Source organism: Enterobacter cloacae complex sp. ECC445 (assembly GCF_021892025.1).
In the GTDB taxonomy this organism is placed as follows: Bacteria; Pseudomonadota; Gammaproteobacteria; order Enterobacterales; family Enterobacteriaceae; genus Enterobacter; species Enterobacter chengduensis.
This window is the reverse complement of sequence record NZ_JAKLRZ010000004.1, coordinates 1-14,008: the sequence shown is the minus strand read 5'-3', so window position 1 is coordinate 14,008 and position 14,008 is coordinate 1. Positions and strand designations below refer to the sequence as shown.

The window sequence follows — 14,008 nt, the reverse complement described above, 5'->3', positions numbered from 1 at the left end:
GCCCGGGCGCTGTGCGCCCGGGTTAGGTACTGCAGGTGCTATGTGGTAATGATGTGTTGCTGGTTAACGAGCTCGTCGTAGGTGGTCTGAACGCCATCAAGCGTCACGAGCGTGGTATTAGTGTAGGTGCTCCCTGCACCATCACGGTCGATGGAGATCACGGTATTGCCATTACTATTAGTGACATGGAGGTAATTCCCGAGCGTGGAGGCGCTACCGTTCCAGCCCACCAGCAGGTCGCTAATGTCGATTTTATCCCCCTGCGCCAGCGAGAAGCCGGTCCAGTGGTCGCCCGCGCTGCTGCTGACGTTCCCCCCCGTGGCGTTCCCCACCGTAGTGTTCAGCACCTGGTAAATCAGCGTGTCGCCGTAGGCGGTGCCGGTAATGACGTCGTTATGTTCAGAGCTGATGAACTGCGGCGCCATGTTGATGGTCAGCGAGGCGCTGTCCGTCTTCCCGGTCGCATCGGTCAGGGTGTAGTTGAAGGTCTCCTTCGAGGTGATGGATGAGAGCGATACCCCGCTGTTGAGGGTATAGGTGTAATGGCCGTCTGCGCCGATCGCCAGGATGCCGTAATGGCCGGTAATGTTCACCGTTGCGCTGCCGGTGTACGGATCCAGCGTGGTGGTCACGCCGTTGTAGCCGGTCACGCTCAGGCGGGTGTCCACCGAGTGCAGCTGATCCAGCACGCCGCCCGAGTCGGTGCCGTCGAAGATATTGCCGTTGACGGTGTGGGTGCCGGTCGCGTCGAAATCAGTCAGCGAGTAGGTGGTGCCGTTCACGCTTGGGGTAATGGTGATGTTCCCCACGCTCAGGCCCGGGACGCTGCCGGTAAAGTTCAGCGTATAGGTCCCGGCGTTGAGATCCAGCCCGGTCAGCGGAACGTCGATACTGCCGCCCAGCAGCGAGCCGCCGCTGAAGGAGCCGCTGCGGATCGTGCCCGAACCGTCGCTAATGGACCAGTTAACCGTCAGCCCACCCAGCGCCAGCAGCGAGGCCACGTTAAAGTGCAGCGACGCGTTGTGCAGCGCGGTGTTCGGGTCGACCACAAAGGTGCCGCTGCCGCTGCCCTGGGTTGACGAAAGCAGGGCCGTCGTCCAGCTTGCCGTTCCCACGGTAGTATCCGAGTACGCCGACGTATGGTGTACTGACGTCACGTCCATCACGGCGCTGACGTCGTTCACCGCATTCATCGCCTGCGCGGTGGGGGTGATGTTAAGCGATGCCGTGTCTTTCGTGCCGTCTGGCGCGGTGACGGTATAGACGAAGGTATCCGGCGTGCTGATATGGTCCGCTCCCACGCCGCTTCTCAGGGTATAGGTGTACTGGCCGGACGAATTAATGGTCAGCGTGCCGTATTCCCCCTGAATGTCGGTTGTGCCACTGCTGTTGACCGCCACGCCGTTCACTTCGGTAACCAGCGTGCCTGCTGGAACCGGGTCATTCGCCAGCACGTCGCCCGTGGTCGTTTCGCTGATACTCGCCACGCTGTAGACATGATCCTGCAGGACGCTCAGCGTATAGCCCGTCAGGACGGCGATCCCCGATGCGGTATTGAGTAAGAACAGGTACTCCCCGGCAGGCAGGTTCAGCGTCAGCTGAGACGAAGTGCCCCCCAGCAGCGGGGCGCGCAGCCAGCCCGACTCGACGCGGACCTGCTCGAAGGTCTGGGTCGCGTTGTTGAACTTATAGACGTAGAGATCGAACACCGATGCCAGCGCCACGCCGCCCACGGAGGCCTGGATAGTCATGGTGCGGGTGGTGCCTTCCTCCACGTTGTAGATAATCGGGTTGGTCATGTCGTCCAGCAGGTTAAGCCCCAGCGTGTTGCCGAGATTGATGCCCACCACGGTAAAGCCGCCCTGAGACGAGGCGCCGTTATTAATCTCGCTCACGGTGGTGTCAAAGGTCAGCGAGGCCGTATCGTCCACCGCCACAATGCCGTTGACTACCGTACCGGTGCCCAGAGACAGCACCAGGTTCGCCGACGCGCTGACGCCGTTATGGGTGATGGTGTAGGTGAAGCTCTCCGTCCGGCCAATGACCGCCGCGCTGGTGTCCGTCAGGTTGTAGCTGTAGCTGCCGTCGCGGTTGATGGTCAGCGTGCCGTATTGGCCCTGAATCACCGTGCCGTCGGCGTTGACGCTGGTGGTCACGCCCTGCGCGTTCGTGACCGCGGAGACCGTGGTTCCGGCCGGCGCGTTGTCGCTGCCTGCGGTCGGGTCCGTGTCGAGGATCACGTTGCCGTTGAGGCTGGTTTCACCGGTAACCGTACCCGGACCGGTCTCTTTCACCGCCACGTCGAGGCTGGTGTAGGAGCCGGTCGCCAGCAGGTTGGTGTTATAGCTGAGCACGCGATAGTTGCCGTCAGCCAGCCCGGTCAGGTTCAGCGATACGCCGGTGGCACCGAGGGTCAGGAGATCGGCAAACTGCGGCTGGCCGGTATCCACCACGGTGGTCCAGGCACCGTTGACGTAGTGCTGCACCACCAGCTCAAGGGTATTGAGCAGAGAGAGCACCGCGCCCGTGGCGTTGGCGTTCACCACGATATCCGCGCTGCCGCCGCTGCCCACCGTGAAGTTCACCTGGGCGGTGTCATTCCCCAGCAGGGTCAGAACGTTGCCCACGGCGCCGACCAGCAGGAAGCCGTAGTCGCTGTACTGGCTGTTGGTGACGGTTGCCGCGGTGCTGAGGTTCAGCTCTTCGACGTTATTGCTGGCGGAGAGCGGCAGCGCTGGCGCAAGCGCGGAGCCCGGCAGCGAGGTGTTGCCCGCCGCGTCCGTGGCGGTGATTTGCAGCGTCTGGCCTTCGGTCTGTTTATTCGTAAAGGTGTAGCTATAGGTGCCGTTGCTGCCCGCAATCGCGGTCACCGTCGAGCCGTCCGCAAGGCGGATGCTGACGGTACTGCCGGCTTCGGCATTACCGGTCAGGACGCTACCGTCGGCGTTGAGGGTCCCGGTCGGCGCCGTTGGGGCGATCGTATCGACGATAATCGTCGTCACGGCTGACGCCGCGCTGGTGTTGCCCGCCGCATCGGTGGCCGTGGCGGTGAAGTTATGCGTTCCTTCCGTCAGCGCGATGGTGGTTTGCGGCAGGGTCCAGTTGCCGCTGCCATCGGCGGTAACCGTACCCACCAGCGTGATGCCATCGTAGATCCGTACCGTGGCATTCGCTTCGGCGGTCCCGTTCAGCGTTGGACGCGCGTCGTTGGTCGGATTTGTGCCGGTCACCGGACCGGTGACGCTGCCGACATCATCGATTACCGACGTGATGACCGGTGCGCCCGGCGCAACGGTATCAACGTTAATCACATACCCGGCGGTAGGGGCGCTGGCGTTACCTACGGCATCGGTGGCGGTAAAGGTTAACGTGTGCGGACCGTTACTCAGCGCCGGAGATGGCGTATAGCTCCAGGCCCCGCCGGTCGCCGTCACGCTGCCGATCTGTACGCCGTTATCAAAGATTTTCACCGTCGTTCCGGCTTCCGCCGTACCGGAGATCGTCGGCTGGGCGTCGTTGGTGATCCCGCCGTTGGCAACCGGCGTCGCCGCATTGCCCACGTCATCCAGAATGCTGGTCAGCACCGGCAGTGCAGGCGGCGTGATGTCGACGGTAAGACTAAAGCTGGTGGACGACACGCTGGTGTTGCCTGCCGCATCCGTTGCCTGCGCGGTGAAGCTGTGCGCGCCCGCCGTCAGCGTGGTGCTGAGCAGGATGCTCCAGCTGCCGCTAGCGTCCGCAGCCCCGGTGCCGACCAGGGTTGTCCCTTCGTAGATCTTCACGGTGGCAAACGGTTCGCTGGTTCCGACAAGGCGCGGTACGGTATCGTCGGTTGTTTGCCCGGACGTGAGCGGGCCGGTGATGCTTCCCACGTCGTCTATCGCCTGGCTGATGACCGGCGCGTTCGGTGCCGTGGTATCGACAACCAGGGTAAAGCCTGGCGAGGCCGGGCTGACGTTCCCCGCGGCATCGGTGACCGTGGCCGTCCAGGTATGGCTGCCGCTGGACAGCGGCGCTGACGGCGTAAAGCTCCATGCGCCGGTGCCATCCGCCTGCGCGGTGCCGACCGGCTGCCCGTTCTCATACACGGTGACCGTGGCGTTGGCCGTCGCGGTGCCGTTCAGCGTCGGCGTAGTGTCATCGGTGCTCTGTCCTGAAGAGAGCGGGGTTTGGATGCTGCCCACGTTGTCTGCCGCGGTTGAAATAACCGGCGCAGACGGCACGCTGGTATCCACCGTCAGGTTAAACGGCGCGGTTGCGCTGCTGGCATTGCCTGCCGGGTCGGTGGCGTTAAAGACGATGGCGTGCGGTCCGTCGCTCAGATCGCTCCCCGGCGTGAAGGTCCAGCTGCCGAGGGCATTGACCACCGCAGTGCCGATTTCGTTGCCGTCTACGATGACATGCACCGTGGTACCCACTTCGCCCGTGCCGTTGAAGGTCGGGCGCGCGTCGTTGGTTGCGCCGCCTGAGGTGAGCGTCCCGGTGACCGGGGCGATATCGTCAATGACGCTGGTAACGACCGGCGCAACCGGGCCTGCGGTATCCACGGTAAAGGCGAAGACCGTCGAGTTAGCCGAGGCGTTGCCCGCGACATCCGTTGCGTACGCGCGAAGGGTGTAGCTGCCGTCGTCCAGCGGTGTGGTCGGGGTGAAGGACCAGTTCCCGTTTACGTCTACGGTTGTCGTACCGATCTCCGTACCGTTATTCAGGATGTGAATCGTGCTGCCAGCCTCTCCGGTACCGCCGATCGTTGGGGTGTTGTCGTTGGTGACCTGCCCGCTGGTAAGGTTGCCAGTGACGCCGCCGGGGACGTCGTCATTCACCGTATCCAGCGTTGGCACCGTCGGTGCCGTCAGGTCAACCACCACGCTCCACGGTGCAGAGACCGCGCTGACGTTGCCCAGCGGATCGGTCGCCCGAACGGTAAAGCTGTGCGAGCCTTCGCCGAGCGCGGTGTCCGGGGTAAACGTCCATGCGCCGTTGACGTCAGCCGTGACCACGGCAATCTGCGTGCCGCCATCAAAAATCGTCACCACGCTGTTGGCTTCCGCCGTGCCTGAAAGGGTTGGCGTGGCGTCGTTGGTTGGAGTGCCGCTGACCACGGTAGTGGCGGCATTGCCGACATCATCCGTTACGTTAGTGATAACCGGCGTGGTGGAAATCGTATCCACCACAACGGTGAATCCCGCCGAAGGCGCGCTCTCATTCCCCGCCGGATCGGTCTCGCGAATGGTGAGAACATGAGAGCCGTCCGTCAGCGTCGGCGTGGTAAAGCTCCAGTTGCCGGTATTGCCGATCACCACGCTGCCCAGCAGCGTCCCGTTGTTGTAAACGGAGACGGTATCCCCCACCGCCCCGCTGCCGGTCAGCGTCGGCTGGTTATCGTTGGTGGACTGGCCGTTGGTCAACGGGCCGGTGACTGGACCCACGTCGTCAATCACCGCGCCGATGGTTGGCGTGCCCGGCGCGGTGAGATCAACGGTGACGCTGGCGGCTGGAGAGCGGCCGCTTGTCGCACCGTTGAGCGTCGCGGTAACCTCAAAGGTGTGCAGACCCTCACCAAGCGCGGCAGGCGTATAGCTCCAGTTACCGCTGCCGTCGGCGGTCACCGTCGACACGGGCGTCACGCCACCGTCCAGGTAGATGGTAACCAGGCTCCCCGCCTCGGCCGTGCCGGTGAGCGTTGGCGTGGTGTCGTTGGTGGTTTGGCCTTTCACGTCGCCAGTCAGCGGGGCAGTATCGTCGACGATCGCCGTAATGACGGGTACCTGCGGCAGGTCGAGCGGGGAGTCGGTAACGATAAAGGACGCGCCCGGGCTGGCATTTCCTGCGGCATCCGTGGCGCTCACGGTCAGCGTGGCGGGATCCAGCTGCGCCGGAGAGAGCGCAATGGAGAAGCTGCCGTCGCCGGCGGTAACGCCGCTACCAATGACCGTGCCGCCGCTGTCTTTCACGATAATGGTACTTCCCGCCTCGGCGTTGCCGGTCAGGGGCGTTCCCTCCTGAGCCAGTGCCATATTGATCGGGTCGGCAGGCGCGGCGGTATCTACCGTCACGCTCAGCGGGGCTGAGCTGCCTGAGGTGTTACCGGCCGGATCCGTGGCCGATACGGTGAAGGTATAGGTTCCATCGGTCAGGGTGCTGTCGGCAGTCCAGCTCCAGGTGCCGTTCGGCTGGACCGTTACCGGTACTGCCGAAGGGGTGCCGTTCACGGAGACGATAACCGTGGCCCCCGGTTCGCCGGTCCCGGTGAGCGTAGGTACACCATCGCGAGTGTAGAGCACGCTGTTGGTGAGCTGGCTGTCTGAGACGGTAATAATCTGCGGGATACCAGGCGCAACGGTATCGAGGGTGACGGTATAGACCGGGCTGGGCTCGCTGACGTTGCCCGCCGCGTCCACGCCCGCCACGGTGATGTTCAGCGGGCCGTCCGTTTGCGTTGGAAGCGTCAGGCTCCACTCTCCGTTAACCACCGCAACGCGGCCCAGCTCGACGCCGTTGTTGTAGACGATCACCGTCTCGCCGTTGACGCCGGTACCGCCGACCGTCGGCGTTGAGTCCGTGGTCAAGCCACCATCCGGCGCGCCGCCCACGGCGCTAATCACCGGCGTATCCGGCGCGACGGTATCCACGGTGATGGTAATCGCTGGCGACGCGTCAGAGACGTTGCCTGCCTCGTCGGTGGCGGTGGCGGTATAGGCGTGGCTACCCTCCGCAATATTGCTGTCAGGCCGCCAGCTCCAGCTGCCGTTGCTGTCTACCGTAACGGTGCCCACGATGGTCGGCGTGCCGTTGACGGTGTCGGTGATGTTGATAACGTCGTTCGGCGTGCCGGTGCCGCTCAGCACCGGGCGCGGATCGTTGGTGGTGCCGCCATCGGGAACGGGGCCGGTGATCTGGGTGACGCTGTCGGTGACGATCGGTGCCGCAGGCGTCGCCGGCGGGTCGGTATCAATGGTGATGGTGACCGGCTGCGACGGGGCGCTTTCGTTACCCGTACCGTCCATATTGGTCACGGTCAGGGTAATGTCGTAGGTGCCGTTAGGCAGCGGGGTGGCTGGCGTCCAGGACCAGTCGCCGTTAGTGTCCACTACCGTGTCGCCGATTTTGACGCCGCCGTTGTAGATCGTCACGGTATCGCCCGCCGTACCGATGCCGCTCAGGGTTGGCGTGGTGTCGCGCGTGATTTCGCCCGGGTTCAGCGGCGTTTGAATTGCGCCGCCGTCAGGATTGACGGTAATCGCCGGGGTATCCGGCGTGGCAGGCGCGACGGTATCCACCGTCAGGACAAACGGGCTGGAGACGGTGGTATTGCCTGCGGCATCCGTGGCGTGAACCGTCAGCGAGTGCGGGCCATCGGTGAGCGGGGTGACCGGCGTAAAGCTCCAGCCGCCGATGCCATCGAGGGTGGCGGTGCCGAGCAGCGTGGTGCCGTCATAGACGGTTATCGTCGCATCCGCGGGTGCGGAGCCCTGCAGCAGCGGCTGGGTGTCATCCGTCGTATCGCCGCTGTTGAGCGGGCCCTGCACGCCGCCGACGTCATCAAGCGCGGCTGTGATGGTCACTGCCCCAGGCGGTGTGGTATCGACGATAACGTTGAAGTCGGTTGACGGCAGGCTGGTGTTGCCTGCCGCGTCGGTGGCGACGACGGTAAAGGTATGAGGCCCCTCCCCAAGCGGCACGGTAGGGGTATAGGTCCACACGCCGTTGCTGTCGACCGGAACCGAGGCAAGATCGGTTCCGTCCAGGCGGACGGTAACCGTCGAGCCCGGTTCAGCCGTGCCGTTGAGCGTGGGGGTGGTATCGTTGGTGCTGTCGTTGGAGTTAAGCGCTCCGAGGCGCTCGGGCACATCATCTATCACCTGGGTAATCACCGGAGCCGCAGGCGCGACGCTGTCAATCGTCAGAGTCCAGGCGTTGGAGACGCCGCTTGCGTTACCCGCCGCATCGGTCGCGACGGCGGTCAGGGCATGAGGCCCCTCACCAATCGGCGAGGAAGGCGTAAAGACCCATACGCCCAGACCATCGGCCACGGTCGTACCGATAGCCACGCCGTCTACGCGGAGGATGACCGTGGCGTTGGCTTCGGCGGTACCGCTGAGCGTTGGGGTGGCGTCATTGGTCGTGGCATTTGGATCGAGCGAGCCAACGGCTCCCCCGGGCACATCGTCCACGACTTGTAAAATCACCGGGGCGTCAGGTGCCGTTCCGTCGACGTTAATTATCCACGCGGCTGAGGTTCCGCTCTGGTTACCGGCGGGATCCGTCGCCTTTGCCGTGAGCACATACGTGCCGTCGGCCAGCGGGGAGGGCGGCGTAAAGCTCCACAGGCCGGAGGCGGGAACCACCACCGTGCCGAGGATAACGCTGCCGTTAGAAATCGTAATGGTCGAGCCCGCTTCGCCCGTTCCGTTCACGGTCGGAGCCCGGTCGTTGGTGAGCCCGTTCGGGCCTACGGGGCCGGTGGTGGCCTCCACGTCATCAATGACTGACACGATGGCTGGCGTCTGCGGTGGGGTAATATCCGGTGCCGCCGCGGAGGTGGTTGGGCTCGTGTTGCCTGCCGCGTCGGTGGCGTCTGCGGTCAGGATTTCACCGTTGAGCTTCGGCGGGGTCAGGGTCAGGCTGAAGTTGCCCTGACTATCGGCAACCGCCGTGCCAAGGGTCACGTCGCCTTCACGGACGGTCACCGTGCTGCCTGCCTCCGCGATGCCGCTGATGGTGCCGCCATCGTTTGATACGACGAGGTTTCCAGGGGCTGGCGGCGGGGTGGTGTCTACGGTGAAGGTGATAGGTGTGGATGCCGTGCTTTGGTTTCCGGCGGCATCGGTTTCAGTGACGGTTATGGAGTGTGTCCCGTCCGGGAGCGGGGCATTGGGCGTAACGCTCCAGGTACCGTTGGGCAGCACCGTTGTTGTGCCAATGACCACGCCGTTATCGTAAATGGTGATGGTTCCTCCCGGCTCGCCCGTTCCCGCCAGGATCGGTTTTGACTCGTCGGTGGGCATGCCGGAGGTAATGGTTCCTTTGATGAGGCCCGTGTTGTCGGTCAGCACAATCGCGGTCGGTGTTGCTGGCGGGGTAAGATCGACGGTGAAGGTGAACACCGGGGAGGCCGGCCCGGTGTTGCCAGCGGCGTCGGTGGCCCGAACGGTAATCTGGTGGGTGCTTTCACTCAGGTCGACTGACGGGGTGAATGTCCATGTACCATTGCTGGCCACGACCGCTGTGCCAATGGCTATCCCGCCGTCATAAATCGTCACGGTAGAGCCGGGTTCGGCGGTGCCGGTGAGCTGCGGTTGCCGATCGTTGGTGCTGCCGCCGTTGGCTATCGTACCCGTCTGAGGGGCGATATCGTCAATGACGCTGCCGATCGTTGGCGCATCGGGTGCGGTGAGATCCGGCGCGTTGACCGTTGCGCCCTGGCTGGTGTTCCCGGCCGCATCCGTAGCGGTGGCGGTGACCTGCTCGCCGTTGGTCAGCGGTGTGCCGAGGGTGACGCTAAAGTTGCCGTCGCTGCCCGTTTTTCCCGTGCCAATGACATTGCCGTTCGCATCTTTCAGCGTGACGGTACTGCCGGGTTCGGCGGTGCCGGTGACGGTTTTGCCATCGGAAGAGAACATAAGACCGGAAGGCGCGTTCGGCGGGGTTGTATCCGGATCGGCAGGATCGACGGGTGTTGCGGGGGTGCTGCCGTTGTTATTACCGCCATCTCCGCTGCCGCCTCCACCTCCACCACCGCTGCCGCTTGCTAGCGCCGCGATGCCGCCCGCGGCGACAATGCCGCCCAGGGCCCATGGCCAGATGGCGGCACCACCGGCGTCACTTCCGGAGCTCGCAAGCAGCACGTCCGTTGACGCGATAGATTCGTACGTGGCGGCCCCGGTAGGATCTTCAATCCACCATAATGCGCCGTTGCTCTCCTGCAGAACCAGCTGACTCACCCCCTGCGCGTCCGCAACGTAGAAGTTTTTAAGGGTGATCACCTCGCCGGAATTTAACGTCACCAGCAGATCGTTACCGTTTCGCGCGAAGTGGGAGATATCAGCCCGCTCGACATGAAGCTCAACGATCGAGGAATGGCTCAGGGTAACCTGTGTGCCTTCCGTGGTTGTTTCCACGCCAGTAAGTTTCGATATAACAGAGATTTGGCTCATTTAGTAATTACTCCAGCAGGTGTGTCATGAACGGCGAGTAAGACGAGCCATCTCTGCAGAAGGTAAAGGGCGCCCCCGGCGCAGTCGCTGTTATACGCAGCGCTGACCGTCGTTTTTAGCGCGCACGATGCCCGCCAGTATTCAGAGTGGCAACATCAGAGCGAATCTAATGACTTATAAAAGAGAACCGTTTTTATGGGTGTTTCGTGTCTTATATAACCCTGTAATTAATAGAGGAATTGTTTTTGCGAATATAAAAATGATATAGACAGAAAACACGGGTTGTGCAACTTAAGCTTTGGTAAATAAAGGCGGGGAAAATGAAGAGGGCATAGGTATAGTGAAGTTGTTAATGATTTTATTGGTTTAATTGGTTGTTTTGTATGGAGTTATTTTTATGGTGTAGTATTATTTTTTTATGGGCTTCATTCAGTGAGATAATTGCCTGGAAGTGTTTTGAATATATTGAAAAAGGTGGTTATTTAAGCGTGCTTAATATGCATTTAAGTTAGGGTAACGTTTTTGATATAAGATATATTATGTTGCTTATAAACTGAAATATATTTTTGTGCGGGATTAAAATTCTGCTATTACGCGAGAATAATAACGTTAAGGCAGGGCGGAATAACCAAATTTATTTCTGTTGATGCAACTGCGTGAGCCCGATTGGGGCAGCAAAAAAGTCGCGGGGAGAATGAATAAAAATCGCCAGTCGGGCGTTTACTGACGTCACTTCCTTCTTACCCTGGAGCTTTCTATGAACACGACCTCGTTTCGCCTGATCCCGGCGCTCATTTTTTCCCTGCTGTCCCCCCTGGCGCTGGCAATGGGCGATAATAGTATCGAGAGCAAAACGCCCGACTGCCCTTCCGGGCAGGTGTACGACAGCGCCACCCAGAAATGCGTGCCGGACAAGAGCAGCAGCCTCAGCGACCAGGACAAAACCAACTATGCGTACCATCTCGCGAAGAAAGGGGAGTACCAGGCGGCGCTGAACCTGCTCGATTCGCTGAAAAATGGCAATACGGCGGAAGCGTGGAACTATCGCGGGTTCGCCACGCGCAAGCTTGGCCGCACGGATGAAGGAATTGGTTATTACCAGCGCGCGCTGGCTATCGCACCGGATTATGCCAAAGCCCGGGAGTATCTCGGTGAAGCGTGGATGGTGAAAGGACGTCCCGACCTCGCGAAAGAACAGCTGAAGGTGATTGCCGGTATTTGTGGCCAGTCCTGCGAGGAGTACCGCGACCTGCAGGCCGCCATCAGCGGGCATCCGGAATCCTGATTTTCTCGTGGAGGGAAAACCCATCGCAACCAGTGAGGTTCGTCAACAGCTCGCCGCACACCTGCGGCGCCTCTGGCGCTATGGTCTGGTGCTGTCGCGCAACAGGGATATCGCCGAAGAGCTGGTTCAGTCCACCTGCGTGCGTGCGCTTGAAAGAAGCAGCCAGTATACGCCGGGCACGCGCATCGACAGGTGGCTGTTCGCGATCCTGCACTCCATCTGGATCTCAGAGCTGCGGGCGCGATACGTGCGCCAGGGGCAGGGATTTGTTACCAGTGACGAACTTCTGGCGCCGGACACCCGGGAACAGGATGAGACGCGCCTGCATTATCTCAAGGTGATGCAGCGCGTTAACGCCTTGCCCGAAGCCCAGCGCAACGCGGTATTTTTAGTTTATGTCGAAGGCTTTACCTACCAGGAGGCGGCGGACACGCTGGCAGTGCCGATCGGTACCGTGATGAGCCGGCTTGCCACGGCACGGGCTCGGCTTGCCAGGTCCGCTGACGTACTGCCCCCGGTAAAGGAGAAACGCTCATGAACGCGCCCCGTTTTGCACCGCCCTATAACGACGACGCTATCGTGGCATGGATAGACGGCGAGATGTGCCGCGCCGACGCGGAGCAATTTGAAGAGCAGTTGAAACGTGACGAACGCCTTTCCGGGCGAACCGCCGAACTGATGAAAAGCAGCCAGGATTACGCCGGGGCGTTTGCCTCCCTGCTGGATGATGCGCCTTTAGAGACGATGCAGGCGCGCCTGGCGGCGCTTCCCGATCCGCAATCCTCCACGACGGTTGGCGTCAGCAGGCGGGCGCTGATTGCCGCGTCGGTCAGCTTTTTGCTGGTGGGTTCCGGGCTGGGCTACCTGCTGCGGCCCGCTTCCGCGCCAGAAGATGAAAACGCCCATATCCGCGACCTCGAAGCGCAATATATGTCCCTGTACAGCGTCGAGACGCTGCTGGATATGGACAGCGCAGCGCCGGTCCTGCAGCGCGGGCTGGAACGGGCGGCGCAGGATATCGGCATGAAGCTAACTATGCCGCAGCTTATTCTGCGAGGGGCAGAGCTTAAAATGGTGCGCATGCTGCGCTATGAAACGACCTCTATCGCGCAGATTGCCTGGATCGACGCCGACTACGGCCCGATGGCGCTCTGTATCTCGCCCGTAGATGAGAAGACGACGGCCGCGCTCCGCCAGGAGCAGCGGCACAGCATGAACCTGGCGTGGTGGCAGGATGGGGGCTACCAGTTTGTCCTGATTGGCCGCAATCCGCTGGCTCACCTGCGGGCAAACGCGGAGCAGCTCCAGCGCCTCATCTCAGGATGACGGCGCATCGTTCGTCTTAATCGCAATGGCGATGGCAATACGATCGTCCACGACCAGCGCAAATTTATCCATCCCGTAGGACGCGCGCGAGATCGCCGTCGTGGCATCAAGCGTGGGGGCCTGCGCGTGCGGGTCTCTCACTACGGCCTCCAGAATCACCGGCCGGGCGATGTTTCGTACTGTCAGCGTGCCGAACACCCTGAACCGTCCGGCGCCCAGGGCGACCACGCGAGAGCTGATAAACTCGATGGTCGGGTAGCGCTCGGATTCAAAAAACATGTCGCTTTTCAGCTGCCAGGTGAGCAGCTTGTTTGAGGCCACCAGGGTTGCCACAGGAATGGTGACGTGGATATGGTCGTCGACGTCGTTTTCCGGGTTGAGCGTCACGGAACCCGTCACGCCGCTGAACGTCGCCCAGGAGAGGATGCCGCCGAAGGCATGCCACGAAAGCCGAATGGCGGTGTTATCGGTGTCGATAAGGTAGCTTTTTGGCGCTGCGTACAGGGGCGGGCATAACAGCAGGGCGGTCAGAAAGGCGAAAAGGCGATACATAGTGGTTTCTCCGATAAGCGCGCACTGCGTAAACGCCTGAAGTGCTAATTATATTCGAAGAAATAAAAAAGGCCGCAAGCGCGGCCTTTCGTGAGCGTAAAGATTACTCAGTGACTTTCTTTTCCAGCTCGCTGGCACCTTCTTTGGTTTTATTCCAGCCTTTTTCAGCGCCTTCTTTGGTGGCATCCCACCCTTTCTCGGTGCCTTCTTTGGTTTTATGCCAGGCTTTCTGGGAGTCTTCGCTGACCTTGCTGCCCAGGCTTTCGCTTTTACCTTCCGCAGCATGCTGCTGTTTCAGCTTCAGCTCTTCACCTTTGTTCTGCTCTTCGTGCAGTTTTTGCTTCGCCTCATTGGCGTTTGCGTTCGCCGCCGCGACGGTATCGTCAGTTGCATGTGTGGTCGCAGCAAATACTGGGGAAGCCAGCAGAACGGCAGATAATGCGATAATTGTTTTTTTCATAATATCCTCATTTAACGTTTTCGGTTATGAGCGTGATTCAGCATGGCACAGGCGAAGCGGGATGGCTTTAGGAAAAAACTGTAATGAGATCAATGTGGCCCGATGAAGGAGATTTCACCTGAGGATTATCCAAAGGAAAAAATGCCTGTTTTTGCGAGGGTGGCGAGGGTCAGGAGAATGAAGATGATGACGGTTATGGGTTTGTACAGGGGGGGGGCTCCTTCCGGG

6 protein-coding genes are annotated in these 14,008 nt (G+C 61.3%); 3 read left to right on the top strand and 3 right to left on the bottom strand.

All coding sequences use genetic code 11. The features are described from left to right. Window positions 1–38: 38 nt before the first annotated feature. Window positions 39–10,157, bottom strand: a complete 10,119-nt coding sequence (locus L6R44_RS05925) for a BapA/Bap/LapF family large adhesin (protein WP_237423565.1) — start codon at window positions 10,155–10,157, stop codon at window positions 39–41. A 757-nt stretch (window positions 10,158–10,914) separates the two neighbouring features. Between L6R44_RS05925 and L6R44_RS05920 the strand changes: the two genes are divergently transcribed. Genes L6R44_RS05920 through L6R44_RS05910 form a run of 3 tightly spaced genes read left to right on the top strand, consistent with a single transcriptional unit; the run spans window position 10,915 to window position 12,768 of the window. Then, the gene (locus L6R44_RS05920) at window positions 10,915–11,442 is read left to right on the top strand and encodes a tetratricopeptide repeat protein (RefSeq protein ID WP_237423564.1); all 528 of its coding nucleotides are present in this window, start codon (window positions 10,915–10,917) and stop codon (window positions 11,440–11,442) included. A 7-nt stretch (window positions 11,443–11,449) separates the two neighbouring features. Continuing rightward, window positions 11,450–11,980 carry an RNA polymerase sigma factor gene (locus L6R44_RS05915; RefSeq protein WP_237423563.1) on the top strand — a complete coding sequence of 177 codons (531 nt, stop codon included), beginning with the start codon at window positions 11,450–11,452 and terminating at the stop codon, window positions 11,978–11,980. After that, window positions 11,977–12,768, top strand: a complete 792-nt coding sequence (locus L6R44_RS05910; RefSeq protein ID WP_237423562.1) for an anti-sigma factor family protein — start codon at window positions 11,977–11,979, stop codon at window positions 12,766–12,768. Before L6R44_RS05915 ends, L6R44_RS05910 begins: the two co-directional genes overlap by 4 nt. Here L6R44_RS05910 and L6R44_RS05905 read toward each other — a convergent pair. Both L6R44_RS05905 and L6R44_RS05900 read right to left on the bottom strand, forming a co-directional pair. Further along, window positions 12,760–13,320, bottom strand: coding sequence for a YceI family protein (locus L6R44_RS05905; RefSeq protein WP_237423561.1), 561 nt, complete (start codon window positions 13,318–13,320; stop codon window positions 12,760–12,762). The two genes, L6R44_RS05910 and L6R44_RS05905, sit on opposite strands and share 9 nt — an antisense overlap. Before the next feature lie 103 nt (window positions 13,321–13,423). Next, complete coding sequence (locus L6R44_RS05900) at window positions 13,424–13,780, bottom strand: hypothetical protein (protein WP_014884928.1); 357 nt, start codon at window positions 13,778–13,780, stop codon at window positions 13,424–13,426. Window positions 13,781–14,008 lie beyond the last annotated feature (228 nt).

Bases quoted from the DNA above. Each gene is read 5' to 3' on its own strand.
- L6R44_RS05925 (WP_237423565.1), bottom strand. From the start codon at position 10,157: ATGAGCCAAATCTCTGTTATATCGAAACTTACTGGCGTGGAAACAACC.
- L6R44_RS05920 (WP_237423564.1), top strand. From the start codon at position 10,915: ATGAACACGACCTCGTTTCGCCTGATCCCGGCGCTCATTTTTTCCCTG.
- L6R44_RS05900 (WP_014884928.1), bottom strand. From the start codon at position 13,780: ATGAAAAAAACAATTATCGCATTATCTGCCGTTCTGCTGGCTTCCCCA.
- L6R44_RS05905 (WP_237423561.1), bottom strand. From the start codon at position 13,320: ATGTATCGCCTTTTCGCCTTTCTGACCGCCCTGCTGTTATGCCCGCCC.
- L6R44_RS05910 (WP_237423562.1), top strand. From the start codon at position 11,977: ATGAACGCGCCCCGTTTTGCACCGCCCTATAACGACGACGCTATCGTG.